The organism is Kitasatospora sp. NPDC088783 (assembly GCF_044750705.1).
In the GTDB taxonomy this organism is placed as follows: domain Bacteria; phylum Actinomycetota; class Actinomycetes; order Streptomycetales; family Streptomycetaceae; genus Kitasatospora; species Kitasatospora fiedleri.
In genome coordinates this window covers 272,865-298,076 of record NZ_JBIVKJ010000008.1, presented here as the reverse complement: position 1 = coordinate 298,076, position 25,212 = coordinate 272,865, and the positions used below count along the sequence as shown (strand labels likewise).

Here is a 25,212-nt window from a genome sequence, read left to right as displayed (position 1 = left end):
ACGGTGCTGCTCGCGCAGGTCGACACCCAGTTGGCCAACCTCTCCAACTACCTCATCTACTCGGCGATGACGGTCTACACCCTGGCCATGTTCGCCCAGATCTTCGAGTGGACGTTCGGCGCCAAGGGCGGCGTCGCCGTCCGCTCCGCGCAGCAGAGCACCCTCGCCGAGACGGTCGCCGAGGCCGCGGACGCGGCCAAGGGCGTGCGCAAGGTCACCGTCACGGTCGCGGCCCAGGGCGGGGGCACCACCACCCTCACCCGCACCGCCCTCGCCGACGCCGGCGCCACCACGGTCACCAGCGGCCGCGGCGACGACGTCCCCGCCGACGGCACCGGCCCGGCCGGCACCAGCGAGAAGGCCGACCTGGCCGGCCGGATCGCGGTCTCGCTGACCGTCCTCGGCCTGCTCCTGCACGCCGGCAGCGTGATCACCCGCGGCCTGTCCGTGATGCGCTGGCCGTGGGGCAACATGTACGAGTTCTCGTGCGCCTTCGCCCTGATGATGGTCGGCGCGTACGTCATCCTGCTCGTCGCCGGGAAGAACGTCCGCTGGCTCGGCCTGCCGGTGACCGTCGTCGCGCTGCTGATCCTGGGCATCGCGGTCAGCGTGCTCTACACCGACTCCGAGCAGCTCGTCCCCGCCCTGCACTCCTACTGGCTCGGCATCCACGTCTCCACCGCGACGATCTGCGGCGGCGCGTTCTTCGCCGCGTTCGTCGCCACCGCCACCTACCTGCTCAAGGACCGCTACGAGCACCGGGTCGCGGCCGGCCTCACCGTCCGCGCCGCCAGCCTGATGGAGCGGCTGCCCGCCTCCGGCACCCTGGACAAGCTCTCCTACCGGATCAACGCGGTGATCTTCCCGCTCTGGACGTTCACCATCATCGCGGGCGCGATCTGGGCCGAGGCCGCCTGGGGCAAGTACTGGGAGTGGGACCCGAAGGAGACCTGGTCGTTCATCACCTGGGTCGCCTACGCCGCCTACCTGCACGCCCGGGCCACCGCCGGCTGGCGCGGGCGCAAGGCCGCCTACCTGGCCCTGCTCGCCTTCGCCTGCTGGCTGTTCAACTTCTACGGCGTCAACATCTTCATCACCGGCAAGCACTCCTACGCCGGCGTCTGACGCCCGTCCGCCCCACCCCCAACCCCACGCACCACAAAGCCGCGAGGAGGGCCGCACCATGGAGTGCGACGAGGTCATCATGACCGTCCGAATCACCGCAGCGGAACGCACGCTGCTGCGACGGCTCGCCCAGGGCCATCACAGCGACGTCTCCGAAGTCGTCGCCGACGGGCTGCTGGACGTCCTGCCCACGCTGCACTGCGCGGCGGACGCCTACCGGCTGCTCGCCGCCATCACCACCCCGGCGCCCTGCGCGCTCACCGTCTGGCTCCCCACCGAGCTGGCCGACCTGCTCACCATCGCCACCGCCCGGATCGCCCAGTCCACCGGCGTCCGGCTCGGCTCCTCCTGCATCATGCTGGGGGCCGCCGTCCGGCTCTGGCTCGCCCAGGACCCGCAGCGGCTGGCGGCCAACCTGACCACCATGCACGCCGGCCGCCCGCCCGCGCTGGCGGCCGCGTAGCGACGACGAGGGACCCGGAGGACCGGGCGGGTGCGTCCCGCCGGTCCTCCGGGCCCCTCGTCGTGCCTCACGCGGCCTGCTGCCAGCTGACCGGGGAGAAGTAGGCCGGGCGGCGCTCGACGCGCGACCAGGTGGCGATCGGCTCGACGGCCGGGGCGGCGGCGGTGGCGGCGGCCACCGCGGCCCGGGCGGCCAGGACCGCGGTCAGCGCGGCCAGTTCCTCGGCGTTCAGCGAGCCGCGGACGATGCGGACGAGAGGTTCGCTCATGGTTCCTGTTCTCCCCCAAGCTTGATTCTGAAAGGTTTCGGCGCGCTTGACCGCCCGTTACATCGGCGGGTTGCCGTGCTTGCGGCTGGGCAGGTCGGCGTGCTTGGTGCGGAGCATGGCGAGCGAGGAGGCGAGCACGGCGCGGGTCTCGGCCGGGTCGATGACGTCGTCGACGAGGCCGCGCTCGGCCGCGTAGTACGGGTGCATCAGTTCGCTCTTGTATTCCTTGATCTTCTGCGCGCGCATCGCCTCCGGGTCCTCGGCCCCGTTGATGTCGCGGCGGAAGATGACGTTGGCGGCGCCCTCGGCGCCCATCACGGCGATCTCGTTGGTGGGCCAGGCGAAGGAGAGGTCGGCGCCGATGGAGCGGGAGTCCATCACGATGTACGCGCCGCCGTACGCCTTGCGCAGGATCAGCTGGATCCGCGGGACGGTGGCGTTGCAGTACGCGTACAGCAGCTTGGCGCCGTGCCGGATGATGCCGTCGTGCTCCTGGTCGACGCCGGGCAGGAAGCCGGGCACGTCGAGCATGGTGACCAGCGGGACGTTGAACGCGTCGCACATCTGGACGAAGCGCGCGGACTTCTCGGAGGCGTTGATGTCCAGGACGCCGGCCAGCGACTGCGGCTGGTTGGCGATGATGCCGACCACGTGGCCGTCGACGCGGGCCAGCGCGCAGATCACGTTGGTGGCCCAGCGCTCGTGGACCTCCAGGTACTCGCCGTGGTCGACGATCTCCTCGATGACCTTGCGCATGTCGTACGGGCGGTTGCCGTCGGCGGGGACGAGGTCGAGCAGCGAGTCGTTGCGGCGCTCGACCGGGTCGTCGTTGGCGACCGACGGCGGCATCTCTCGGTTGTTCTGCGGCAGCAGCGACAGGAGGTAGCGGACCTCCTCGATGCAGGACTGCTCGTCGTCGTAGACGAAGTGCGAGACGCCGGAGACCGAGGAGTGGACGTCGGCGCCGCCCAGGCCGTTCTGGGTGATCTTCTCGCCGGTGACGGCCTGGACCACGTCCGGGCCGGTGATGAACATCTGCGAGGTCTCGCGGACCATGAACACGAAGTCGGTCAGCGCCGGGCTGTAGGCCGCGCCGCCGGCGCACGGGCCGAGCATCACGGAGATCTGCGGGATCACGCCGGAGGCGCGGGTGTTGCGCTGGAAGATGCCGCCGTAGCCGGCCAGCGCGGTGACGCCCTCCTGGATGCGGGCGCCGGCGCCGTCGTTGAGCGAGACCAGCGGGGCGCCGGCCGCGATGGCCATGTCCATGATCTTGTGGATCTTCTGCGCGTGGGCCTCGCCGAGCGCGCCGCCGAAGATCCGGAAGTCGTGGGCGTAGGTGAAGACGGTGCGGCCGTGGACGGTGCCCCAGCCGACGATCACGCCGTCGGTGTGCGGCTTGCGGGCCTCCAGGCCGAAGCCCTGGGCGCGGTGCCGGCGCAGCGGCTCCACCTCGTGGAAGGAGCCCTCGTCCAGCAGCAGCTCGATCCGCTCGCGGGCGGTCAGCTTGCCCTTGGCGTGCTGGGCCTCGGTGGCCTTCTCGCTCGGGCCGCGGCGGACCTGCTCGCGCAGCTCGTGCAGTTCGGCGACCCGACTACGGGCATCGGCCGTGGCCTCGCCGCCGACCGGCGCATCGTGCAGGACCGTCATTTCGAACCACTCCAAGCTCGCGTGGGGCAGCGAACACCTCTACTGCTACGACAGTACGAGTCAGTGCGCCCGGCTTTCGGCGTCGAATCCGTACAAGGTCGGGAGCCGATCGCTGTACAGGCCCGACAGAAGGGGGCGCACGGGCCTCCCGCCGGACCGTCCGGGACGGGTACCGGGGCCGGTCCGGGGACGGGGGCGGCCGGAGGGTCGAACCGGCAGGTCAGCGGCGAGATCGGGACCGCACGAAGGCCGCCGGTCCGCCGCGCGCCGACAGGGGCGCACGGGGGCCGGCGGCCGGGTGCTCGGGCTCCGGATCAAGTCCGGATGGTAGGGATGCGCCAAAAGACGGGATCAGGGCCTGGGACGGTCGCCGTCCCCGGGGCGGTCCTCGCCCCGGCGCAGCTCCTCCTCGCGGCGGCGCAGGTCCGCCTCCCACTGCTTGAGCATGTCCTCGTGCCGCTCGTTGCCGCGCTTCAGCGAGGCCAGGAACTCCGGGTCGTCGTCCGGGGCGAGCGGACGCCCGGCGCTCCCGTGCGAGGGGGACCCGGCGGCCGGGCCGGACGGCCAGGACGCCCGGCGGCGGGCGCGGTCGCGGCCGGCCACCAGCCAGGCGATCGAGCCGACCAGCGGGAAGAGCAGCACGACGATCACCCACACCACCTTCGGCAGGTGGCGGACCTCGTCCTCGGGGGTGGTCAGGCAGTCGATGAACGCCCAGACCCACAGGGCCAGCAGCGCGACCACGGGCACGACTCTCAGCACAGCGCAGAACTCCGGAGCAGGTTCGGACAGGACCCTTGGCGGGCCAAGGGTAGCCCGTACCGGATACTGACAGGTATGGCATACGACGATCTCCGTTCCTTCCTCCGGGCGCTGGAGCGGGAAGGCGACCTGAAACGGATCAAGGTCGAGGTCGACCCCCACCTGGAGGTCGGCGAGATCGTCGACCGGGTGCAGAAGGCCAAGGGCCCCGCGCTGCTCTTCGAGAACGTCAAGGGCTCGGCGATGCCGCTGGCCATGAACGTCTTCGGCACCGAGCGGCGGCTGTCCAAGGCGCTCGGCCTGAAGTCGCCCGACGACATCGCCGAGAAGATCGGCGGCCTGCTCAAGCCCGAACTGCCGCAGGGCTTCACCGGCTTCCGGGAGGCGTTCGGCAAGCTCGCCTCGATGGCGCACGTCCCGCCGCGGAACGTGAAGTCCGCCGACGCGCCCGTCCACGAGGTGGTGCTCACCGGCGAGGACGTCGACCTGGAGGCGCTGCCCGCGCTGTTCACCTGGCCGCTGGACGGCGGCTCCTTCTTCAACCTCGGCCTCACCCACACCAAGGACCCGGACTCCGGCGTCCGCAACCTCGGCCTGTACCGGCTCCAGCGGCACGACCGGCGCACCATCGGCATGCACTGGCAGATCCACAAGGACAGCCGCAACCACGCCGCGGTGGCCGCCCGGCGCGGCGAGAAGCTGCCGGTGGCGATCGCCTTCGGCTGCCCGCCCGCGGTCACCTACGCCGCCACCGCGCCGCTGCCCGGCGACATCGACGAGTACCTGTTCGCCGGGTTCGTCGCGGGGGAGCGGGTCCGGATGGTCGACTGCAAGACCGTCCCGCTCCAGGTCCCGGCCGACGCCGAGGTGGTGCTGGAGGGCTGGCTGGAGCCCGGCGAGCTGCTCCCCGAGGGCCCGTTCGGCGACCACACCGGCTTCTACACCCCGCAGGAGCCGTTCCCGGCGCTGACCATCGACTGCGTGACGATGCGCCGCCGCCCGGTCCTGCAGTCCATCGTGGTCGGCCGGCCGCCCACCGAGGACGGGCCGCTCGGCAAGTTCACCGAGCGCTTCTTCCTGCCGCTGCTCAAGGTGATCATCCCGGACATCGTCGACTACGACCTGCCCGAGGCCGGCGGCTTCCACAACTGCGTGATCGTCTCGATCGACAAGAAGTACCCGAAGCACGCGCAGAAGGTCATGCACGCCATCTGGGGCGCCCACATGATGTCGCTCACCAAGCTGATCGTCGTGGTGGACGCCGACTGCGACGTCCACGACTACCAGGAGGTCGCCTGGCGGGCCCTGGGCAACGTCGACTACAGCCGGGACCTCTCGGTCGTCGAGGGCCCGGTCGACCACCTCGACCACGCCTCCTACCAGCAGTTCTGGGGCGGCAAGGCGGGCATCGACGCCACCCGCAAGCTCCCCGAGGAGGGCTACACCCGCGACGGCGGCTGGCCCGAGATGGTCGCCTCCGACCCGGAGACCGCCGCCCGGGTCACCCGCCGCTGGAAGGAGTACGGACTGTGAGAACCGACAGCCTGCCGAACACGGACCAGGTACAGGAAGACCTTCCCCGCACCCGCGGGGGTCAGCCGGAGTGCGGACTGTGACCACTGCCGCTTTCGAGGCTCCGCCGAGCCGGACCAGGGCCTTCCTGCGCCTGGTCGCCATCGAGCACTCGGTCTTCGCGCTGCCCTTCGCCTACACCGCCGCGCTGACCGCGATGTTCCTCGCCGACAAGTCGGTGCACTGGGGCGAACTGCTGCTGGTCACCGTCTGCATGGTCGGCCTGCGCACCTTCGCGATGGCCGCCAACCGGATCATCGACCGCGAGATCGACGCCCGGAACCCGCGCACCGCCAACCGCGAACTCGTCACCGGCGCGGTCTCGCTGCGCACCGCGTACATCGGCTCGGCGATCGCCCTGGTGGTCTTCCTCGGCTCGGCGGCGCTGCTCAACCCGCTCTGCCTGCTGCTGGCGCCGGTCGCCGTCGTCCCGATGGTGGTCTACCCGTACGGCAAGCGGTTCACCGACTTCCCGCAGGCGATCCTGGGCCTGGCCCAGGCGATGGGCCCGATCGGCGCCTGGCTGGCCGTCACCGGCAGCTGGTCCTGGGAGGCGGTGGTGCTCGGCCTCGCGGTCGGCATCTGGATCGGCGGCTTCGACCTGATCTACGCCTGCCAGGACGTCGCGGCCGACCGCGGCACGGGCGTCCGCTCCGTCCCGGCCCGCTTCGGCGTCCCCGCCGCGATCACCGGCGCCCGGGTCTGCCACGCCCTCACCACCGCCCTGCTGGCCTGGTACGCGGTGCTGACCGACGCGGGCGCGTTCTTCTGGTGCGGACTCGCGGTGGTGGCCGGCGCGTTCGTCTACGAGCACACCATCGTCAAGCCGCACGACCTGTCCCGGCTGAACCGGGCGTTCTTCTCCACCAACGGCTTCGTGGGCATCTCGCTGTTCGTCTTCGCGCTGATCGACCTGGTCAGCCGCGGTCTGACGGTCTGACGGTCTGACGGCCGTACCGGCAGGGGCGCGCGGAGGCACTCCGCGCGCCCCTGCCGTGCGTCCGGGCAAGTTCGTCGGCCGGGGCCGAGGTGGTGGTCACCGAGAAGCTCGACGGCGAGAACACCGCGCTGTACGCGGACGGGGTGCACGCCCGCTCGCCCGACTCCGGGCACCACCCGTCCCGGGCCTGGATGAAGGGGCTCCAGGGCCGGATCGCCCCGCGCGTCCCGGCGGGCCGGCGGATCTGCGGGGAGATCCTGCACGCCCGGCACTCGCCGGCCTGCACCGACCTGGACGGCTGGTTCTACGGCTTCTCGGTCTGGACGGCCGAGGACCGCTGCCCGGACCGGGACGCCACCGTCCGCTTCCTGCGCCGCCTCGGCGCGCCGGCGCCCCGGGTGCTGTGGCGCGGCCGGTACGACGAGCGGGCGATCCGCGCGCTGAAGCCCGACCCGGAGCGCCAGGAGGGCTACGTGGTCCGCACCGCGGCCGGGTTCGACCGGGACGGGTTCGGGCGGCGGGCGGCCAAGTGGGTCCGGCCGCACCGCGTGCGGACCGACACCCACCGGATGCACGCGGCCGTGGTGGAGAACGGCCTCGGCCCGAACGCCGCGCTCTGGCACGCCCGTTCCGGCGGCGCCCCGGACGCGGACGCGCCCGGCGACGCCCTCGGCACCCCGCTGCTGCCCGAACTCGACCGGTTCGCCGCCCGGTTGGACGCGCTCGGCCGGACCGGCGACGCCCGGCTCCCCGGCGTCCTCGCCATCGGCCCGGGCCCCACCCCGCCCACCCCCGCGACGCTCGCCCCCCTGCTCCGCCACACCCTCCCCGACGTCCCCACCCGCCACCTCCCCGGCGGCGACCTCGACCTCTGAGCCGGGCGGAGCGGAGGACGCAGGACGCAGGACGGAGAACAGGGGCCCGGGAGCGGCGGGTCCGCGTCGCCCCGAACTCCCTTGCCGGTACGCCCTCGTGCGGCAGCGGACCGGTTCCCGTCGCCGCACCGGCACGCCACCCGACGGCCCGTGGGCGCCGCCCCCGCCCGCGCGGACGCCGCCCCCGCCGGATGAACCGCCACCCGCCGCGCCGGTGCGCCATGCTGGGAGGCGGGGGCCACCACGAGCGGAACGGGGAACACGATGATCGGCACACTGCAGTGCGTGGTGCTGGACTGCCACTACCCGGCGGGCCTGGCCCAGTTCTACGCCGCCCTGCTCGGCGGCGAGGCCGACCGGCCCGACCCGCGCTGGTCGCTGGACGAGGACTGGTCCACCGTGCACCTGCCCGACGGCCGGGTGCTCGCCTTCCAGCGGGTCGAGGACTACCGCCCGCCGATCTGGCCCGACCCCGCCCACCCGCAGCAGCTGCACCTCGACATCGAGGTCGACGACCTCGCCGCCGCCGAGGCCGGGGCGGTCGCCCTCGGCGCCGAGGCCAAGGACCGGCACGAGCGCTGGACGGTCTGCACCGACCCGGCCGGCCACCCGTTCTGCCTGGTCGCCCGCCACCCGTCCTGAGCCCGCCACCCGTCCTGAGCCCGCCGCCCGCCCCGGGCCCGCCGCCCGCGCGGCCCCGGCCCCGGCCCGGGTCCCGCCCCGCGCCGGCCGTCACACCAGCGCGAGCGCGTCCCCGATCCGCAGCGGGCCCGGCCGCGACACCGTGGCCAGCGCGGCCAGCTCGGTGTCCCGCTCGTGCGCGATGGTCTTCAGGATCTCCGGGGCGTGCGGCAGCCCGGGCTGGGCCGCCCCGACCATCGCGCACCGCACGCTGGCCCGGACGAACGCCAGCCGCGCCCCGCCCTCCACCCGGCCCTCCCGGCCGAACCACTTGTCCTCGCTGAACGGCGGCGTCCCCGGCGGGGTGCGCAGCAGCACGTTCGGCCGGAACCGGCGCTCGTCCACCACCGCCGAGGGCACCGCCTGCGCGACCCAGTCCAGGGTGGCGGTGGTCAGCACGCTCACCGGCAGCTCGTCGAAGTGCGACACCGTGTCCTCGCGGGCCAGCGCCACGTCCTCCTGCTCCAGGTAGGCGCGCAGGAAGGCGTCCGGGTCGGGCACCGCCATCCCCAGCGGGTCGAACAGCTCCGGGCCGTCGATCCGCGAGCCCAGCCGGGAGCTCAGCCGCAGCAGGCCGTCCATCCGCCGGAAGCGCCGGGTGTTCTTCCCCGACCCGAACTTCCCGGCCCCGTCGCGCACCGCGTACAGCCGGTCGCCGACCAGGCCGCGCTCCTCGACCTCGACGGAGTCGAGCAGTTCGCCGCCCGTGGACTTCACGGGGTAGCGCCACAGGCGCTCGACCACACCGACGATCTCAGACATGGCGGGAGCCTAGCGGGGCGCTCCCGGGATGGTCTAGACCAAGTCCCGGAAGCGGGTGCCCCGTTGGCGCCCGCTCACCCGATCCGGGCCACCGCCCGCACCGGCGCCCCGTCCGCCGCCGTCAGCCGCAGCGGGAACAGCGACACCTCCACCGGCCGGCCGGCCTCCTGCGCCGCCAGCAGCGCCGACAGGTCCGTCAGGTTCTCCGCGATCACCCCGCCGCCCTCCGGCCCCAGCAGCACCCGGTGCGCCACCAGCGTCGCCTGCTCCGGCTCCGGGTCGTGCTCGTCCGCCAACTCGGCCAGCAGGCTCGCTATCTCCGGGTCCAGCGGCCCCGGGTCCGGCGTCGGGTCCACCGACAGCGCGTCGATCCCCACCGTCCGGACCCCCGCCGCGACGATGGCCTCCGCCGCCTCCCGGGCCAGGTACGGGTGCGCGAAGTACCGGTCCGTCCCCCAGTACCGCGGCCACCCCGTCGCCAGCAGCAGCACCGTCCCCGGCCCCGAGACCGCGAGCGCCGGCGCGAGGTGCTCCGCCGTCACCACCGCCCGGGCCGACAGCCCCCGCAGGTCCACCACCACCGCGGGCCCGGTGAACAGCTCCAGCGGCAGCCCGTCCAGGGTCGGCCACCGCACGTCCAGGTGGTAGGGCGCGTCCACGTGCGTCCCGGTCTGCGACCCCAGGTGCACCGCCAGCACGTTCACCCCCTCGTCCGCCACCGTCAACGCCGCCCGCAACTCGACGCCCGGGTCCCCCGGATACACCGGCATCCCGGACACCACCGGATGCGTCAGGTCCACCAACTCCGCTGCCATGCGGCCATTCTGACCCGAAAACCCGCCGACCGGCTGCTCCCCGGGAACCGGCGGGCCCGCGCCGCCGCCCGGGCCGGGACGGGAACCCGGACCGCCGCGCGCCCCGGCCGCCCGGACCGCGCGCCCCGGCCACCAGGACCGCACGCCCCACAATGGGAACCATGAGCCCCACCCGCAAGCCCTGGGTCGTCGGCGTGTCCGGCGCCAGCGGCACCCCCTACGCCGCCTCGGTGATCCGCGCGCTGCTGGACGCCGGGGAGCCCGTCGACCTGATCGTCAGCCGGGCGGCGCGGCTGACCATCCTGGACGAGACGGGCGTCTCCTTCCGCGACGCGCACTGGCGCGCCGACCTGGCCGCCTGGCTCGGCACCGACGAGTCGCGGCTGCACGACGTCCGCCACTGGCCGGCCGGGGACTTCGCCGCGGGCCCGTCCTCCGGCTCGTACCCCGCGAAGGGCATGCTGGTCGTCCCGGCCACCACCGGCGCCGCGGCCGGCATCGCGCTGGGCCTGTCCAAGGACCTGCTCCAGCGCACCGCGTCCGTCACGCTCAAGGAGCGCCGCCCGCTGGTGCTGTGCCTGCGCGAGACCCCGCTGACCGGCAGCACGCTGCGCCACCTGGTGGCGCTGGACGAGCAGGGCGCGGTCGTCCTCCCGGCGTCCCCCGGCTTCTACGCGGGGGGCTCGACGGCCCGCGAGCTGGTGGACTTCGTGGCCGGCCGGGTGCTGGACGCGGTGGCCGTCCCGCACACGCTGTACCGCCGCTGGTCGGGTGCCCTGGGCGAGGCCGCGAGCACCCCGGAGGACCGCCCCGGAACACGGCCGCGCCGGGGTGAGTGAGCGGGCACGTGACGGGAGAGTATGTTCTCTGGGATACCCGGGTTGAGCGGCGCGCAGCGCCTTGGATTCCGGATAATGATCTGTGGTTCTGGTGAGGTTCGGAAGGACGCGGCAGGCAATGGACTCTGTGGACAGACAGCTCATCCAGGCACTCCGGGAGAACGGCCGCGCCTCGTACGCCGAGCTGGGCCGCCTGGTGGGCCTGTCCGGCCCGAGCGTGACGGACCGGATCAACCGGCTGGAGCAGGCCGGCGTGATCACCGGCTACCGGGCGACGGTCAACCCGGCGACGCTCGGCTACGGGGTGACGGCCCTGATCGGCCTCCAGCTCACCGACGCGGCCGACCACGACGACGTCTCGCACCGGCTGAAGGACCTCCCGGAGGTCGAGGACTGCTGGTTCATCGCGGGCGACGACTCGTACATGCTCAAGGTCCGGGTGCCGGACGTGGAGGGCCTGGAGTCGGTGGTCAAGCGGCTGTCCGGCACCAAGGGGGTGGCGCGCACCCGGACCACGGTGGTGCTCTCCACCAAGTGGGAGAACCGGGTCAGCGAACTCCCGCTCCACCTCGCCGAATAAGCTCCTCCCACCCGCCGTCAGCCGTCGAGGAGCCCCCGCCGTGACCCTGGTCGACCTGGAAGACCTGCGCGCCGCCCAACGCCGGATCGCCGGCACGGCGGTGCGCACCCCGCTGCTGCCCTGCCCGTGGGCGGCGGACGGCGGCCGGCGGCTCTGGCTGAAGCCGGAGAGCCTCCAGCCGACCGGGGCGTTCAAGATCCGCGGGGCGATGAACCGGCTGGCCGCGCTCACCGGCGAGGAGCGGGCCAGGGGAGTGGTCGCCCAGTCCAGCGGCAACCACGCCCAGGCGGTGGCCTACGCGGCCCGGCGGCTCGGCATCAAGGCGGTGATCGTGATGCCCGACACCTCGCCCGCCGTGAAGATCGAGAACACCCGCGCGTTCGGCGCCGAGGTGGTGGTCGTGACCGCCGAGGAGCGCGACACCGTCCCGGCCGAACTGGCCGCCGCGCACGGCTACGTCTGGGTGCCGCCCTACGACGACCCGTACATCATCGCGGGCCAGGGCACGGTCGGCCTGGAGATCGCCGAGGACGCCCCGGACGAGCTGGACACCGTGCTGGTGCCGGTCTCCGGCGGCGGGCTGATCTCCGGGACGGCCGCCGCGCTCAAGCTGGCCTGCCCGGGCGTCCGGGTGGTCGGCGTGGAGCCGGAGCTGGCGGCGGACGCCCGGCAGAGCCTGCGCGAGGGCGTCCGCACCGCCTGGCCGGTCGCCGACACCTACCGCACCATCGCCGACGGCCTGCGCACCACGTCGGTGGGCGTCCTGCCGTTCGAGCACCTCACCGCCTACGTGGACGACATCGTCACCGTCTCCGAGGACGAGATCCGCGCCACCGTCGCCCTGCTGGCCCGCCGCGGCCGGCTGGTCGCCGAGCCCTCCGGCGCGGTCGCCCCGGCCGCCTACTTCCACCGGGCCGGTGAGCTGGGCGGACGGGTGTTCGCCGCGGTCGTCAGCGGCGGCAACCTCGACCCCGCCCTGCTGGCCGAACTGCTCGCCGCCTAGGCGTAGTCTCGGTCCCGGCAACGAATCGAAGTCCCGAGGAGGCGGAGCACCGCATGGACGCAGGGCTCAAGCGCGAGCTGGAGGCGAAGGTCTACGCCGGTGAGCGGCTGACCCGCGAGGACGGGATCGCGCTCTACGCGAGCGACGACCTGGCCTGGCTGGGCGGCCTGGCGCACCACGTGCGGACGCGGAAGAACGGCGACGTCGTCCACTTCAACGTCAACCGCCACCTGAACATGACCAACGTGTGCAGCGCCTCCTGCGCGTACTGCTCGTTCCAGCGCAAGCCGGGCGAGAAGGACGCGTACACGATGCGGATCGAGGAGGCCGTCCGGCTCGCCAAGGCGATGGAGTCGGAGTCGCTGACCGAGCTGCACATCGTCAACGGCCTGCACCCGACCCTGCCGTGGCGCTACTACCCGCGCTCGCTCAAGGAGTTGAAGGCCGCGCTGCCGAACGTCTCGCTGAAGGCGTTCACCGCCACCGAGATCCACTGGTTCGAGCGGATCAGCGGCCTGAGCGCGAGCGAGATCCTGGACGAGCTGATCGAGGCCGGCCTGGAGTCGCTGACCGGCGGCGGCGCGGAGATCTTCGACTGGGAGGTCCGCCAGCACATCGTCGACCACGACACCCACTGGGAGGACTGGTCGCGGATCCACCGCTTGGCGCACGAGAAGGGCCTCAAGACCCCGGCCACCATGCTCTACGGCCACATCGAGGAGCCCCGCCACCGGGTCGACCACGTGCTGCGGCTGCGCGAGCTGCAGGACGAGACCGGCGGCTTCCAGGTCTTCATCCCGCTGCGCTACCAGCACGACTTCCACGACTCCAAGGACGGCAAGGTCCGCAACCGCCTGATGGCGCGCACCGAGATGGCCACCGGCGCCGAGGCGCTGAAGACCTTCGCGGTGTCCCGCCTGCTGTTCGACAACGTCCCGCACGTCAAGGTGTTCTGGGTGATGCACGGCGTCACCACCGCCCAGCTGGCGCTCAGCCACGGCGCGGACGACATGGACGGCTCGGTGGTCGAGTACAAGATCACCCACGACGCGGACAACTTCGGCACCCCGAACAAGCTGGGCCGCGACGACCTGCTCGGCCTGATCCGGGACGCCGGCTTCCGCCCGGTCGAGCGCAACACCCGCTACGAGGTCATCCGCGAGTACGACGGGCCTGACCTGGCCCGCCGGGAGACCCCGCAGGCGATGCGCCTCTGACCACCCGTTCGGACCACGCGCCCGGTGACCGGTTTCCGGCCACCGGGCGCGGAGCTTTTCCGGGCGGCGCACGGGGTGAAGACGCACCACCGGGGCAGTCGGGAAGCCGAAGAAACGTTTCCTGGGCGCGTATGCTCACAGGCTCATCACACGGCCCGGGTTCCACCTCGTCCCCGCGGTCTGGGAGGATCGTTCGCATGTCCGGTTCCCATCGCGTCTCCTCGCACCGCCGCCCGGCCGCCGCGCCGACCGGCCGGGACGAGGCCGAGCAGCCCCAGGGCCGAGCCGCCGCCCGCCGCAGCCGCCGCAAGCCGAAGCAGCGCCGGGTCCGCAAGCTCACCGTCGGCACCGCGACCCTGCTGGCCCTCGCGGCCGGCTGGTTCAGCGTCGGCCCGGGCCGGGGCTTCCAGAGCGAGACCGCCAGCGCCGCCCCCGACCACGCGCCCGAGGTCGTCCCGATGCAGGCCGCCGACGCCGGGCAGCACACCGAGGCCCCCGCCGCGGACCGCTCCGACCGGGAGCGGATCACCGCCATCCCGGGCATCGGCGCCGACTGGATGGCCAAGGTCCCCGCCGAGACCCGCCAGCTGCTGGTCGCCAGCGGCCAGGGCAAGGACTCCTCGGACAACACCGTCACGCTGTGGACCCGCGGCGACGACGGCAGCTGGCAGGCCGGCCAGACCTGGCCCGCCCACAACGCCTACAAGGGCTGGACCGCCGACCACCGCTCCGGCGACCTGCGCAGCCCGATCGGCCTGTTCTCGCTCACCGACGCCGGCGGCCGCAAGGCCGACCCCGGCTCCAAGCTGCCCTACGACGAGAACAAGAACTTCGTGATGGCCGGGCGCGGCTTCAACGACGAACCGCTGGCCGGCTCCTTCGACTACGTGGTGGCGATCAACTACAACCGGGTGGAGGGCAAGTCCCCGCTCGACACCACCTACCCGGAGGGCGCGGCCAAGGGCGGCGGCATCTGGCTGCACCTCGACCACGGCGGCCCCACCCACGGCTGCGTCTCGCTGACCGAGGACCACATGGTCGAGCTGATCAGGACCCTGGACCCGGCGCTGCACCCGATGATCATGATGGGTGACGCCCAGTCGCTGGCCGCCTGACCACGGGCCGGTTGTGAGGGACCTACAGCTTCCGGCACCCGATCCTGTGTCAGGGCGTCACCTCCCGACTCGCCGGTAACCCGGTTGAGTGGCTGTATGACCGCCTCCCGCATCATGGCGCTGGGCCATCACCAGCCGCCGAAGGTCCTGAGCAACGACGATCTCTCGGCGCTGGTCGACACCGACGACGAGTGGATCCGCTCCCGGGTCGGCATCCGCACCCGGCACATCGCGGAGGACGAGACCCTGGTCGACCTCGCGGTGGGCGCCGCCGAGAAGGCGCTGGCCAACGCGGGCGTGACGGCCGACCGGATCGACCTGGTCGCCGTCGCCACCTGCACCGCCGTCGAGCGCAGCCCCAACACCGCCGCCGCCGTCGCCGCCCGGCTGGGCATCCCGGCCCCCGCCGCGTACGAGCTGAACACCGCCTGCTCGGGCTTCTCGTACGCGCTGGCCACCGCCGACCACGCGATCCGGGCCGGCGCCGCGACCCGGGCGCTGGTGGTCGGCGTGGAGCGGATGTCCGACATCATCGACTGGACCGACCGCACCACCTGCGTGATCTTCGGCGACGGCGCGGGCGCCGCGGTGCTGGAGGCCGTCCCGGACGAGCGGGCCGGCGTCGGCCCGGTGGTCTGGGGCTCCGAGCCGGAGAAGGGCGAGGCGGTGGCGATCAGCGGCTGGAAGCCGGTGATCAGCCAGCAGGGCCAGACGGTCTTCCGCTGGGCCACCACCCAGGTCGCCCCGCTGGCCCGCAAGGCGTGCGAGAAGGCCGGGATCGAGCCGTCCGAGCTGCGCGGCTTCGTCGCCCACCAGGCCAACCTGCGGATCATCGACGCCATCGCCGGCAAGCTCGGCCTGGCCGAGGACGCGGTGGTCGCCCGCGACGTGGTCGACTCCGGCAACACCTCCGCCGCCTCCATCCCGCTCGCCCTCTCCAAGCTGGTCGAGCGCGGCGAGCTGCACACCGGCGACCCGGTGCTGCTGTTCGGCTTCGGCGGCGGCCTGGCCTACGCCGGGCAGGTCGTGCGCTGCCCCTGAGCGGTGCGCCTGAGCGGTGCCGCTGAGCGGTGCGCTGCCTTGAGCGGTGCGCCCGAGCGGTGCGTCGCCTCCGGGCGGCGGTGCCGGGCCCGGCGGTGCGGACAGCACGGAGGGGCGGCCGGGAGGAAATCCTCCCGGCCGCCCCTCGCGTCCGTTGCAGGACGGCGCTCCGCGGTACGTCGGCGAACCTCCCCCGAGGCACGGCCGCATCCGACACACCCGGACAGGAACCGGGGCCGAGCGCCAGTGGGCTGGAGTTCTTACTTCGGCGGCTTCTTTCCGGTGACTCCCAGGTACACCTGGAGCGCCAGGTTGGGCTTGAGGTCCTTGACCTTCACGCCCCACGAAGTGAACGCCTTGCCATGCTCGGCCGCCGCGGCCAGCAACGACACCAGGGCGCCGGCGACCGCCGACGGTTCGACCGACTTGTCGGTCTTGCCCTGGTTGTTGCGCACCGCTTCGGCGAGCGGGGCCGCCACCGAGTTGAGGACCTTCATGCGGATCTTGAAGAACCGCTTGTCCCCTTCGGCAGCACCGAGCGTGACCACTCGGAGAATGGCGTCATTCTTGCGCCAGAAGGCGAGGAATCCGTCCACCAGTTCTTCGGAAGTGGTGAAGCCGGACTTTCCCGCCCAGGACTTTCCATCGACGAGCTCTTTGAGCCCGCCGCTGTCCTCGGCCATTTCCTCGGCGATCTCAAGGACTGCGCCCTCGACATCCGGGAAGTACTGGTAGAAGGTCGCGGGGGAGGTACCCGCCATACGGGCGACGTCGATGACCTTGACGTCCCGGTACGGCGACGTGCTGAGCATCTCGCGGAGGCAGTCGAGCAGCTTCTGCCGCGTCTCCTGTCCGCGCCGCCCGGCGACGCGACCGTCGACGGTGCGAACTTGTCCTGTCATGCCGTCAGCTTACAGCGGTGAGATCTTGGCGCTAATCGGTAGTGCGACTATTAGTCCGGGTGAGGGGGGAAACCGTGCCATTTCCGCTTGAGTTGTTGCCCCCCCGTGTGCTGATGACCCCACAGCGTGACGACAAGTCAGCTGAGGGGGGTCCGCCGGGGCCCCGCGGGCGGGCCCGGGGCGGTCCGGCGGGCGGACCCGGAGCGGGCGGCTCCGGTACCCGGGGGCGTGTCCCGGGCGGGGGAGATTGGCTCCCGGGCGGCGGGCATTGGAGAATCGGGGGGCGCCACCGCCGGGGGGCGTTGGCGGAAGGGGAGGTGGCTGAGGAGTGGACCAGCTGACGGCGCACGATCCGAGGCGGATCGGGCCCTTCGAAGTGCTGGCCCGGCTCGGCGCGGGCGGCATGGGCCTGGTGTACCTGGCCCGGTCGGCCTCGGGACGCCGGGTGGCCATCAAGACCGTCCGCACCGAGCTGGCCGAGGACAACCTGTTCCGGGTCCGCTTCGCCCGCGAGATCGCCGCCGCCAAGACGGTCGGCGGCTTCTACACCGCCGCCGTGGTGGACGCCGACGCCGACGCGGCCGTCCCGTGGCTGGCCACCGCGTACGTGCCCGCGCCCTCGCTGGAGGACCTGGTCACCGACTGCGGGCCGCTGCCCGCCGACGCGGTGCGCTGGCTGACCGCGGGCATCGCCGAGGCGCTCCAGTCCATCCACGCCGCGGGCCTGGTCCACCGGGACCTCAAGCCGTCCAACGTGCTGGTGGTCGAGGACGGGCCCCGGGTGATCGACTTCGGCATCGCCGCCGGGGTCTCCAGCACCCGGCTGACCATGACCAACGTCGCGGTCGGCACGCCCGCCTACATGTCGCCCGAGCAGGCCCGGGACAGCCGCAGCGTCACCGGCGCCAGCGACGTGTTCTCGCTCGGCTCGCTGGTGGTGTTCTGCGCCACCGGGCACCCGCCCTACCGCGGCTCCAACCCGGTCGAGACGGTGTTCCAGCTGCTGCGCGACCAGCCCGACCTGTCCGGGCTGCCGGTCGAGCTGGTCGACCTGGTCCGGGCCTGCATGCGGCCCACGCCCGAGCACCGGCCCACGCCCGCCCAGATCCAGGCCGAGCTGGCCCCGCACCTGTTCTCCCGGGCCGACGCCTCCGGCGAGGCCGGGGACTGGCTGCCGCCCGCCGCGCTCGACCTGATCGAGGCCAAGCGCAGCAGCAGACGTCCCGTCAGCGCCCAGCAGCCCCCGGCCCGGCCGCAGCCCCAGCTGGCGCTGCCGGCCCAGCCGGTCGGGCCGCCGCCGCTGCCGGGCGCCCCGGCCCCGGTCGGCGCCGCCGGGCCGGTCTCCGAGGCCGAGGTGGTCACCGAGCGGGTGCGCCCGCACCGGCGGCCGCCGGTCGGCGACCCGGGCGGCGACGGCGAGATCCGGCTGCCCGGCGCGCACGTGCCGATAGGGCCCGGGCCGCGGGCCGAACCGGCCGCGCCGACGCCCGCCCCGGTCGGCACCGACTGGGTGCGCCGCAGCTCCGCGCCGTCCGCCGCCCCGCCGCAGCCCGCCGCGCGCTGGCGGCCCTGGCGGTTCCGGATGTCGAACGACGTGTGGGGCACCCCGGTGGTCGCCGACGGCGTCCTGTTCGCCTCCAGCTTCGAGGTGCACGCGCTGGACATCGGCTCCGGCGAGCGCCGCTGGAAGACCCGGGACGTGGCCTGGGCGCTGGCCGTCGACGCCGGCCGGGTGCACGCCGCCGACGGCCCGCACCTGTACACGGTGGACGCCGCCGACGGCACCGAGCGCTGGCGGCACTCGCTGGACGGCTGGGTGTACGCGCTGGACGCCGCCGACGGCGTGCTGTGCTGCGGGGTGCGCGGCGGCGGCGTGCAGCTGCGCGCGGCGGCCACCGGCGCCGAGCTGTGGCGGGCCGACGACGCCCAGCAGGAGTACGAGAACCCGCAGTCCGGCCCGGCGCTGGTCGGCGGCGCCGCCTACTACCAGGGCGGCGGCCGGCTGCACTGCGTCGACCCGCGCGGCGGCGGGGTGCGCTGGTCGGTGCCGCTGGGCGGCAAGGTGCCCTCCCGGCCGGTCGAGCAGGGCGGCGTGCTGTACGTGACGTCCGGTCAGCGGGTGCACGCGCTGGACGCCGCCACCGGCGCCGAGCGCTGGCGCTTCGACGCGCCGGTGGCGCTGTTCACCCCGCCCGCGGTGGACGGCCGGGCGGTGTACGTCGCCGACTACCTCGGCACCCTGTACGCGCTGGACGCCGCCACCGGGCACGGCCGCTGGCGGGCCGCCACCGCCGCCCGGCAGGGCGCCGAGCCGGCCGTGGTCGCGGACGGGACGGTGCTGCTGGGCTCCGGCGACACTCTGTTCGCCTTCGAGGCGGCCGGCGGCCGGGAGCGCTGGCGCTACACCACCCGGGGCGACCTGGTCGGCTCCCCGGCGGTCGCCGAGGGCCTGGTGCACCTGGGCAGCCGCGACCACTCGCTGCACACCCTGGAGCTGGCCACCGGCCGGCTGCGCTGGGAGCTGGGCACCAAGGGCGAGCTGACCGGCTCCCCGGTCGCGGTCGGCGGCCGGGTCTTCGTCGGCTCCAAGGACCGCTGCGTGTACGCGCTGGACTCCTTCTACGGCACCGCCGTCCCGCAGTAGCGCGGCGAAACGGTACGGCCCCGGACCTCGCGGCGAGGTCCGGGGCCGATTCGCGCGGGCCCGGGGCTACGGGTGGCGGTGCTGCCAGCCGGCCCAGGCGGAGGCGACCATCTCGCGCACGTCGTACCGGGCGCTCCAGCCGAGCTCCCGCCGGATCAGGTCGGCGGCGGCCACCACCCGGGCCGGGTCGCCGGGGCGGCGCGGGGCGATCTCGGCGGCCGTGTCGATGCCGGTGACCTCGGCGATCTCGGCGAGCATCTCCCGCACCGAGACGCCCTCGCCGCGGCCGATGTTCAGGGTCAGGTTGACCCGCTCGTCCGGCCCGGCCGCGTTCAGCCGGCGGACCGCCGCCAGGTGGGCGGAGGCGATGTCCGAGACGTGGATGAAGTCCCGGACGCAGGTGCCGTCCGGGGTCGGGTAGTCGGCGCCGAAGACCAGCGGGGCCCGGCCGGCCGCCAGCCGCTCGAACACCATCGGGACCAGGTTGGTGACGCCCTCGTCGGACAGCTCCGGGGTGGCCGCGCCCGCCACGTTGAAGTAGCGCAGCGCCACGGTGGACATCCCGTAGGCGGTGGCGGAGGCGTTCAGCAGCCACTCGCCGATCAGCTTGGTCTCGCCGTACGGGTTGATCGGCGCGCACGGGGTGGACTCGGTGACCAGGTCGACGTCCGGCATGCCGTAGACGGCGGCGGAGGAGGAGAGCAGGATCCGGCGCACGCCGCCGGCCGCCGCGGCCTCCAGGACCAGGCGCAGGCCCTCGACGTTCTCCCGGTAGTAGTGCAGCGGCTCGCTGACCGACTCGCCGACCTGCTTCTTGGCGGCGATGTGCAGGATGCCGGTCACCCCGTGCTCGGCGATCACCTCGTCCAGCAGCGGCCGGTCCAGGGTGGAGCCCTCCACCAGGGGGACCCCGGCGGGCAGGCGGTCGGCCGAACCGCTGCTCAGGTCGTCCAGGACGACCACCGGCTCGCCCGCCCCGGCCAGTTCCTTGACTACGTGTCCGCCGATGTAACCGGCACCGCCGGTGATCAACCAGGTCATGGCCCGATCCTAGACGCGGCCTTTTCCCGGTGCCGTGGTGTGTCCGCACGGGCATTCGGACATATCGGTGAAATAGTGACAAAGCTCTGTCCAGCGACCGGAGGTGGCCGCCGTGCGCCCCAAGAAGGAACCGACCCGCCCGATCCCGGCCGGCCCCCGGCCGACCGGGCCCAAGCTGTGGCTCGGACCCGTGGCGGCGCTCGCCTCGGCGGCGCTGCTGCTGACCGGCTGCTCCAGCTCCGGCTCCGGCTCCAGCTCCACCGCGGCGGCCAGCAGTTCCTCGTCCTCGTCCGCGCCCGCCCCCTCCAGCAGCAACCAGCTGGAGCAGGACTACCAGCAGGTGATCTCCCAGGTGCTGCCCTCGGTGGTGCAGATCACCGCCGGGGACAGCCTCGGCTCCGGGATCGTCTTCGACGACAAGGGCGACATCGTCACCAACGCGCACGTGGTCGGCACCGCCACCACCTTCACCGTGACGCTGGCCAACAGCACCAAGCCGCTGGACGCCGCGTTGGTCGGCAGCTACCCGGACTCCGACCTGGCGGTGATCAGGCTCAACAACCCGCCCGGCGGCCTCAAGCCCGCCGCCTTCGCGGACAGCGCCAAGGTCGCGGTCGGGCAGATCACGCTGGCGATGGGCAGCCCGCTCGGCCTGTCCAGCAGCGTCACCCAGGGCATCGTCTCGGCGGTCGGGCGGACGGTCAGCGAGCCCAAGACCACCGACTCGCCGGGCGCCACCATCGGCAACATGGTGCAGACCTCGGCCGCGATCAACCCCGGCAACAGCGGCGGCGCGCTGGTCAACCTCTCCAGCCAGGTGATCGGGATCAACACGCTCACCGCCGTCGACCCGGAGCTGAACGGCTCGGCCGCGCCCGGCATCGGCTTCGCCATCCCCTCCGCCACCGTGACGAGCATCGCCGGCCAGCTGATCAAGGACGGCAAGGTCAGCAACTCCGGCCGGGCCGCGCTCGGGGTGACCGTCCGCCCGTACTTCGACGCGAACTTCCAGCCGGCCGGCGCCGCGGTGGTCTCGGTGGTCGACGGCGGCCCGGCCGCCTCGGCCGGCCTCCAGACGGGCGACGTGATCACCAAGGTCGGCGACACCGCGATCACCAGCCCCTCCGCGCTGACCACCGCGCTGGCCTCGCAGAGCCCCGGCGCCAAGGTCACCGTCGGCTACCAGCGGGACGGGCAGGACAAGAGCGCGGAGGTCACCCTCGGGACGCTGTAGCCCGCCCGACAGACCCGGGCCCGGAGTGCCGTACCGCGCAAGGGAGGCGGCACTCCGGGCCCGTCCACGTCCCGCCCCCGGCCCGGCCCGCCCGGCCGGGGGCGGCGTCGCTCAGCCCCTGTGGCCGGCCCGGGTGTGCCAGGGCAGCTCGACCGTCACCGCGGTCGGGCCCTCCGCCGGGCTCTCCACCACGAACACGCCGTCCACCGACTCGGCGCGCTCGACCAGGCCGGCCAGCCCGCCGCCGGGGTGCACCCGGGCCCCGCCGCGGCCGTCGTCCCGCACCGTCAGCATCAGCCGGTCGTCCTGGCGCCAGACGTCCACCGAGGCGCTGCGGGCGCCGGAGTGCTTGGAGGCGTTGGTCAGCAGCTCGCTGACGGTGAAGTAGGCGATGCCCTCGACCGCGGAGTCCGGCCGCTCGCCGCCCAGCTCGACGTGCACCCGGACGCCGCCGGGCAGCGTGCAGCGGGCCGCGACCGAGGAGAGCGCCGCGTCCAGCCCGCGGTCGGTGAGCACCGCGGGGTGGATGCCGCGGGCCAGGTCGCGCAGCTCCCGCAGGGCCAGCTTGACCTCGCCGTGCGCCGCGTCGACCATCTGCCGGGCCGCCGCCGGGTCCTCCGTCAGCTTCTCCTTGGCCAGGCCCAGGTCCATCGCCAGCGCGACCAGCCGGGCCTGCGCGCCGTCGTGCAGGTCCCGTTCGATCCGGCGCAGGTCGGCCGCGGCGGTGTCGACCACCACGCCCCGGTCGTCCTCCAGCTCGCGGACCCGCTCGGCCAGCGCGCCCGGCGCCAGCAGCACCTCCACCAGCCACCGGGAGACCGCTCCGATCGCCCGCATCGCCCAGGGCAGCACCGGCCAGCCGACCACCAGCAGCACCAGCGTCAGCGTGAAGCCGAGAATCCCCCAGATCAGCAGCACCACGCAGTACAGCGCCGAGCGCCAGCCCAGCCCGTCGGCCAGCGAGGCCGTCACCCGGCCGGCCAGCCCGGCCCGGCGCGGGCGCAGCGGCTCCGGCTCGGCGACCGCGCTGCCCAGCTCGGCCCGCGCCCGGACCCGGGCCAGCCGCCCGAACTGGCGGCAGCAGCCCAGCCCGAAGGCCAGCAGCGGCAGCCCGATCACCGTCACCGCCAGGCCCAGCCCGGCCGTCAGCAGCACCGCCGTCACGGCGAACCCGGCCACCCCGATCGGCAGGTTCAGCAGCGAGTTCCGCACCTCCCGCCACAGCCGTGCCCCGTACAACGACGGGCGCTTCGCCTCGTCCTCCATGGTCGGCGCCCTCTCCTGGTGGTCTCGCCGTGCTTCGTCGATCACCAGCATCCCGTTCGGCGACCGCCCCCCGCCATGGTGCTGCACACCGTCTTCTTCCGGGGGTTATCCCCACCCCCCGACCTGCACCCAGGGCCCGGACCGGCCCCGGAGCGGTCGTGGACGGAATTCCGCCGGTGTCCGCGGGGAGTCCACCGGACGTCTTGCAGGACGGGCAGGTGGCGGAGTAAACGAGCGGTACACATAGACTCCCGCGATAGCGATGGTTATGGACGGGCAAAGAAGAAGGGCGTGACCCATGGAGTGGCAGCCGCTCGCTGCCGACCCCGCCGCCGGCAGCGGCTACTTCGACGCCTACGCGGCGATCGGTCTGCTGGCGGTCATCGGCGTCCTCTTCGTCGTGGTGGCCTTCACCGCGAACCGCCTGCTGCGACCGGTGGTCGACACCCCCGAGAAGCTGCTCGCCTACGAGTGCGGGGTCGACCCGGTCGGCGAGGGCTGGGCGCACACCCAGATCCGGTACTACGTCTACGCCTTCCTCTACGTGATCTTCGCGGTCGACGCGATCTACCTGTTCCCGTGGGCCACGGTGTTCGCCGCCGCCGGCTTCGGGGCGGCCACGCTGGTGGAGATGTTCGTCTTCATCGGATTCCTCGCGGTCGGACTGCTCTACGCCTGGAAGAAGGGCGTTCTGGAATGGACGTGACGCACTCGCACGGGACGCCCGGCTCCGGCCCCGTCCCGCTCGGCATCCCCGACCCGGCCCGCCCCGGCGCCGCCGTCGAGCAGCGCCGCCTCGGCCCGCTGGCCCGGCTCGCCCCGGACCCGGTCAAGGTGGTGCTCAACTGGGGCCGCCGCTACAGCCTCTGGTGCTTCAACTTCGGACTGGCCTGCTGCGCGATCGAGTTCATCGCCGCGTCGATGGCCAAGCACGACTTCATCCGGATGGGTGTCATCCCGTTCGCGCCCGGCCCCCGGCAGGCCGACCTGATGATCGTCTCGGGCACCGTCACCGACAAGATGGCCCCCGCCGTCAAGCGCCTGTACGAGCAGATGCCCGAACCGAAGTACGTCATCTCCTTCGGCGCCTGCGCCAACTCCGGCGGCCCGTACTGGGACTCGTACTCCGTCACCAAGGGCGTCGACCAGATCATCCCGGTCGACGTCTACGTGCCCGGCTGCCCGCCCCGGCCCGAGGCGCTGCTCCAGGGCATCCTCAAGCTCCAGGAGAAGATCGCCGCCGAGGACGTGCCGCAGCGCTACAGCGCGCCCGCCGCCGCGCTGGGCCGCCCGCTGCGCACCGCGCCCGGGGAGGAGGGGCAGTGACCGACACCCCGGACACCCCGGACACCCCGGACACCTCGGACACCCCGGACATCTCCGGGGCGCCCGAGCAGGCACCGGAGCCGACCCCCGCCGAGCGCACCGCCGCGGCCGTCGGCCCCTGGGCGACCGCCGCCGAGGCGTACGACCTGCTCACCGTCGACGTGCCCGCCGAGCACTGGATCGAGGCGCTCACCGCCGCCCGCGACACCCTCGGCCTGGCCTTCCTGGACTGGCTGAGCGCCGTCGACGACCTCGACCGGGGCTTTGCGGTCTGCGCGCACCTGGCCGCCGTCGGCGAGCCCGGCGGCGTGCGCCGGCTGCTGCTGCGCACCCGGGTGCCGCGCGAGAAGGCGGCACTGCCCACCGCCGTCGGGGTGTACGCCGGTGCCGCCTGGCACGAGCGGGAGACCCTGGAGATGTTCGGCATCGAGTTCCCGGGCCACCCGCACCCCGCCACCCTGCTGCTGCCGGACGGCTTCGAGGGCCACCCGCTGCGCAAGGACTTCGTGCTGGCCGCCCGGGTCGCCAAGGACTGGCCCGGCGCCAAAGAGCCCGGCGAGTCCGCCGACCACGGCGGCCCGGCCCGGCGCAAGATGCAGCCCGCCGGCGTCCCCGACCCGAACGAGTGGGGCCCGCTCAAGGGCACCCTGCCGCCGGTCGCCGAACGCCCCGCCCGCGGCGCGCGGGCCGGCGCGGCCGCCGGCGTCGACCGCCCGCGCCGCACCCGCAGCGTCGAGACGGGCTCCGCGAGCCAGGCCGCCCCGGCCGCCGGCGCCGCCCCCGAGACCCCGCCGGTCCGCGCCGACCGTCCGCGCCGCACCCGCAGCGTCGGCGAGGGCTCCGTCAGCCAGGCGACCCCCGGAACCCCGGCCGAACAGCCCGAGCCCCCGCGCCGCGCCGCCCGCACCCAGTCGTCCGACGCCCCGTGGCACGCGCCCGTCCCGGCCCACGACGAGAAGCCCGAGCCCGGGCGGGCGGAGCCTGAGCAGGCCGAGCAGGTCGAGCAGGCTGGGCTGGTGAAGCCCGAGCAGGCTGAGCAGCGCGGGTCGGCGAAGCCGGAACAGCCGCAGGCCGGGCAGGCCGGGTCGGTG

24 protein-coding genes and 1 pseudogene are annotated in these 25,212 nt (G+C 73.6%); 17 read left to right on the top strand and 8 right to left on the bottom strand.

Annotated features, from left to right (window positions below):
- Positions 1 to 3 precede the first annotated feature (3 nt).
- A complete protein-coding gene (gene ccsB / locus ACIP60_RS23600) occupies positions 4 to 1,125 on the top strand; it encodes a c-type cytochrome biogenesis protein CcsB (RefSeq protein WP_400687416.1) in 1,122 nt (373 codons plus the stop codon).
- 58 nt (positions 1,126 to 1,183) lie between these two features.
- Positions 1,184 to 1,588 carry a hypothetical protein gene (locus ACIP60_RS23595; RefSeq protein WP_111555989.1) on the top strand — a complete coding sequence of 135 codons (405 nt, stop codon included), beginning with the start codon at positions 1,184 to 1,186 and terminating at the stop codon, positions 1,586 to 1,588.
- A gap of 67 nt (positions 1,589 to 1,655) precedes the next feature.
- Here ACIP60_RS23595 and ACIP60_RS23590 read toward each other — a convergent pair whose 3' ends face one another.
- The 3 genes from ACIP60_RS23590 to ACIP60_RS23580 form a co-directional block, all read right to left on the bottom strand.
- The gene (locus tag ACIP60_RS23590) at positions 1,656 to 1,856 is read right to left on the bottom strand and encodes an acyl-CoA carboxylase epsilon subunit (RefSeq protein WP_100837743.1); all 201 of its coding nucleotides are present in this window, start codon (positions 1,854 to 1,856) and stop codon (positions 1,656 to 1,658) included.
- A 57-nt stretch (positions 1,857 to 1,913) separates the two neighbouring features.
- Positions 1,914 to 3,506: an acyl-CoA carboxylase subunit beta gene (locus ACIP60_RS23585; protein WP_400687413.1), complete on the bottom strand. Its 1,593-nt coding sequence runs from the start codon at positions 3,504 to 3,506 to the stop codon at positions 1,914 to 1,916.
- Between the two features lie 351 nt (positions 3,507 to 3,857).
- Complete coding sequence (locus ACIP60_RS23580; RefSeq protein ID WP_400687411.1) at positions 3,858 to 4,268, bottom strand: PLD nuclease N-terminal domain-containing protein; 411 nt, start codon at positions 4,266 to 4,268, stop codon at positions 3,858 to 3,860.
- A 75-nt stretch (positions 4,269 to 4,343) separates the two neighbouring features.
- Here ACIP60_RS23580 and ACIP60_RS23575 point away from each other — a divergent pair, with 75 nt between their 5' ends.
- The 4 genes and pseudogenes from ACIP60_RS23575 to ACIP60_RS23560 all read left to right on the top strand — a co-directional run bounded on the left by ACIP60_RS23575 (position 4,344) and on the right by ACIP60_RS23560 (position 8,297).
- Positions 4,344 to 5,801, top strand: coding sequence for a menaquinone biosynthesis decarboxylase (locus tag ACIP60_RS23575; protein WP_400687409.1), 1,458 nt, complete (start codon positions 4,344 to 4,346; stop codon positions 5,799 to 5,801).
- Positions 5,802 to 5,880: 79 nt separating this feature from the next.
- On the top strand, positions 5,881 to 6,780 hold the full coding sequence (gene mqnP, locus ACIP60_RS23570; RefSeq protein WP_400687407.1) for a menaquinone biosynthesis prenyltransferase MqnP: 900 nt from the start codon (positions 5,881 to 5,883) through the stop codon (positions 6,778 to 6,780).
- Between the two features lie 50 nt (positions 6,781 to 6,830).
- Positions 6,831 to 7,544, top strand: a pseudogene (locus tag ACIP60_RS23565) (RNA ligase family protein); the annotation flags it as partial.
- A 375-nt stretch (positions 7,545 to 7,919) separates the two neighbouring features.
- On the top strand, positions 7,920 to 8,297 hold the full coding sequence (locus ACIP60_RS23560; protein ID WP_100837748.1) for a VOC family protein: 378 nt from the start codon (positions 7,920 to 7,922) through the stop codon (positions 8,295 to 8,297).
- 90 nt (positions 8,298 to 8,387) lie between these two features.
- Here the strand turns inward: ACIP60_RS23560 and ACIP60_RS23555 are convergent, their stop codons facing one another.
- Positions 8,388 to 9,098, bottom strand: a complete 711-nt coding sequence (locus ACIP60_RS23555; RefSeq protein ID WP_400687405.1) for an MOSC domain-containing protein — start codon at positions 9,096 to 9,098, stop codon at positions 8,388 to 8,390.
- A gap of 74 nt (positions 9,099 to 9,172) precedes the next feature.
- A complete protein-coding gene (locus tag ACIP60_RS23550) occupies positions 9,173 to 9,913 on the bottom strand; it encodes a cyclase family protein (protein WP_100837750.1) in 741 nt (246 codons plus the stop codon).
- A 161-nt stretch (positions 9,914 to 10,074) separates the two neighbouring features.
- On the opposite strand from ACIP60_RS23550, the gene ACIP60_RS23545 reads away from it, so the two are divergent.
- From ACIP60_RS23545 to ACIP60_RS23520, 6 genes are all read left to right on the top strand, one after another.
- On the top strand, positions 10,075 to 10,752 hold the full coding sequence (locus tag ACIP60_RS23545) for a UbiX family flavin prenyltransferase (protein ID WP_400687402.1): 678 nt from the start codon (positions 10,075 to 10,077) through the stop codon (positions 10,750 to 10,752).
- A gap of 118 nt (positions 10,753 to 10,870) precedes the next feature.
- Positions 10,871 to 11,332, top strand: a complete 462-nt coding sequence (locus tag ACIP60_RS23540; protein WP_030462120.1) for an Lrp/AsnC family transcriptional regulator — start codon at positions 10,871 to 10,873, stop codon at positions 11,330 to 11,332.
- Positions 11,333 to 11,372: 40 nt separating this feature from the next.
- The gene (locus ACIP60_RS23535; RefSeq protein ID WP_400687400.1) at positions 11,373 to 12,335 is read left to right on the top strand and encodes a threonine/serine dehydratase; all 963 of its coding nucleotides are present in this window, start codon (positions 11,373 to 11,375) and stop codon (positions 12,333 to 12,335) included.
- A 53-nt stretch (positions 12,336 to 12,388) separates the two neighbouring features.
- A complete protein-coding gene (gene mqnE, locus ACIP60_RS23530; protein WP_400687398.1) occupies positions 12,389 to 13,552 on the top strand; it encodes an aminofutalosine synthase MqnE in 1,164 nt (387 codons plus the stop codon).
- A 197-nt stretch (positions 13,553 to 13,749) separates the two neighbouring features.
- A complete protein-coding gene (locus ACIP60_RS23525) occupies positions 13,750 to 14,667 on the top strand; it encodes a L,D-transpeptidase family protein (RefSeq protein ID WP_400687396.1) in 918 nt (305 codons plus the stop codon).
- A 96-nt stretch (positions 14,668 to 14,763) separates the two neighbouring features.
- Complete coding sequence (locus tag ACIP60_RS23520) at positions 14,764 to 15,708, top strand: beta-ketoacyl-ACP synthase III (protein ID WP_100837755.1); 945 nt, start codon at positions 14,764 to 14,766, stop codon at positions 15,706 to 15,708.
- 260 nt (positions 15,709 to 15,968) lie between these two features.
- On the opposite strand, the gene ACIP60_RS23515 is transcribed toward ACIP60_RS23520, so the two are convergent.
- Positions 15,969 to 16,610 carry a TetR family transcriptional regulator gene (locus tag ACIP60_RS23515; RefSeq protein WP_100837756.1) on the bottom strand — a complete coding sequence of 214 codons (642 nt, stop codon included), beginning with the start codon at positions 16,608 to 16,610 and terminating at the stop codon, positions 15,969 to 15,971.
- 328 nt (positions 16,611 to 16,938) lie between these two features.
- On the opposite strand from ACIP60_RS23515, the gene ACIP60_RS23510 reads away from it, so the two are divergent.
- Positions 16,939 to 19,254, top strand: coding sequence for a serine/threonine-protein kinase (locus ACIP60_RS23510; protein WP_400687393.1), 2,316 nt, complete (start codon positions 16,939 to 16,941; stop codon positions 19,252 to 19,254).
- Between the two features lie 66 nt (positions 19,255 to 19,320).
- Here ACIP60_RS23510 and galE read toward each other — a convergent pair whose 3' ends face one another.
- On the bottom strand, positions 19,321 to 20,295 hold the full coding sequence (galE, locus tag ACIP60_RS23505) for a UDP-glucose 4-epimerase GalE (protein WP_400687391.1): 975 nt from the start codon (positions 20,293 to 20,295) through the stop codon (positions 19,321 to 19,323).
- A 142-nt stretch (positions 20,296 to 20,437) separates the two neighbouring features.
- On the opposite strand from galE, the gene ACIP60_RS23500 reads away from it, so the two are divergent.
- On the top strand, positions 20,438 to 21,529 hold the full coding sequence (locus tag ACIP60_RS23500; protein WP_400687597.1) for a S1C family serine protease: 1,092 nt from the start codon (positions 20,438 to 20,440) through the stop codon (positions 21,527 to 21,529).
- Positions 21,530 to 21,640: 111 nt separating this feature from the next.
- On the opposite strand, the gene ACIP60_RS23495 is transcribed toward ACIP60_RS23500, so the two are convergent.
- Positions 21,641 to 22,795 carry a sensor histidine kinase gene (locus ACIP60_RS23495; protein WP_400687596.1) on the bottom strand — a complete coding sequence of 385 codons (1,155 nt, stop codon included), beginning with the start codon at positions 22,793 to 22,795 and terminating at the stop codon, positions 21,641 to 21,643.
- Positions 22,796 to 23,093: 298 nt separating this feature from the next.
- On the opposite strand from ACIP60_RS23495, the gene ACIP60_RS23490 reads away from it, so the two are divergent.
- From ACIP60_RS23490 to ACIP60_RS23480, 3 genes are all read left to right on the top strand, one after another.
- On the top strand, positions 23,094 to 23,501 hold the full coding sequence (locus ACIP60_RS23490) for an NADH-quinone oxidoreductase subunit A (protein WP_111554876.1): 408 nt from the start codon (positions 23,094 to 23,096) through the stop codon (positions 23,499 to 23,501).
- Complete coding sequence (locus tag ACIP60_RS23485; protein ID WP_400687388.1) at positions 23,492 to 24,121, top strand: NADH-quinone oxidoreductase subunit B; 630 nt, start codon at positions 23,492 to 23,494, stop codon at positions 24,119 to 24,121. The genes ACIP60_RS23490 and ACIP60_RS23485 overlap by 10 nt, the downstream gene beginning before the upstream one ends.
- On the top strand, positions 24,118 to 25,212 hold a 1,095-nt coding region (locus ACIP60_RS23480), incomplete at its 3' end, for an NADH-quinone oxidoreductase subunit C (protein WP_400687386.1). The genes ACIP60_RS23485 and ACIP60_RS23480, both read left to right, overlap by 4 nt.

Excerpts from the sequence above, each read along its gene's own strand:
- ACIP60_RS23560 (WP_100837748.1), top strand. The coding sequence starts at position 7,920 with ATGATCGGCACACTGCAGTGCGTGGTGCTGGACTGCCACTACCCGGCG.
- ACIP60_RS23555 (WP_400687405.1), bottom strand. The coding sequence starts at position 9,098 with ATGTCTGAGATCGTCGGTGTGGTCGAGCGCCTGTGGCGCTACCCCGTG.
- ACIP60_RS23515 (WP_100837756.1), bottom strand. The coding sequence starts at position 16,610 with ATGACAGGACAAGTTCGCACCGTCGACGGTCGCGTCGCCGGGCGGCGC.
- ACIP60_RS23590 (WP_100837743.1), bottom strand. The coding sequence starts at position 1,856 with ATGAGCGAACCTCTCGTCCGCATCGTCCGCGGCTCGCTGAACGCCGAG.
- ACIP60_RS23575 (WP_400687409.1), top strand. The coding sequence starts at position 4,344 with ATGGCATACGACGATCTCCGTTCCTTCCTCCGGGCGCTGGAGCGGGAA.
- ACIP60_RS23595 (WP_111555989.1), top strand. The coding sequence starts at position 1,184 with ATGGAGTGCGACGAGGTCATCATGACCGTCCGAATCACCGCAGCGGAA.
- ACIP60_RS23540 (WP_030462120.1), top strand. The coding sequence starts at position 10,871 with ATGGACTCTGTGGACAGACAGCTCATCCAGGCACTCCGGGAGAACGGC.
- ACIP60_RS23585 (WP_400687413.1), bottom strand. The coding sequence starts at position 3,506 with ATGACGGTCCTGCACGATGCGCCGGTCGGCGGCGAGGCCACGGCCGAT.
- galE (WP_400687391.1), bottom strand. The coding sequence starts at position 20,295 with ATGACCTGGTTGATCACCGGCGGTGCCGGTTACATCGGCGGACACGTA.
- ACIP60_RS23520 (WP_100837755.1), top strand. The coding sequence starts at position 14,764 with ATGACCGCCTCCCGCATCATGGCGCTGGGCCATCACCAGCCGCCGAAG.
- ACIP60_RS23525 (WP_400687396.1), top strand. The coding sequence starts at position 13,750 with ATGTCCGGTTCCCATCGCGTCTCCTCGCACCGCCGCCCGGCCGCCGCG.
- ACIP60_RS23490 (WP_111554876.1), top strand. The coding sequence starts at position 23,094 with ATGGAGTGGCAGCCGCTCGCTGCCGACCCCGCCGCCGGCAGCGGCTAC.
- ACIP60_RS23550 (WP_100837750.1), bottom strand. The coding sequence starts at position 9,913 with ATGGCAGCGGAGTTGGTGGACCTGACGCATCCGGTGGTGTCCGGGATG.
- mqnE (WP_400687398.1), top strand. The coding sequence starts at position 12,389 with ATGGACGCAGGGCTCAAGCGCGAGCTGGAGGCGAAGGTCTACGCCGGT.
- ACIP60_RS23495 (WP_400687596.1), bottom strand. The coding sequence starts at position 22,795 with ATGGAGGACGAGGCGAAGCGCCCGTCGTTGTACGGGGCACGGCTGTGG.
- ACIP60_RS23545 (WP_400687402.1), top strand. The coding sequence starts at position 10,075 with ATGAGCCCCACCCGCAAGCCCTGGGTCGTCGGCGTGTCCGGCGCCAGC.
- ACIP60_RS23485 (WP_400687388.1), top strand. The coding sequence starts at position 23,492 with ATGGACGTGACGCACTCGCACGGGACGCCCGGCTCCGGCCCCGTCCCG.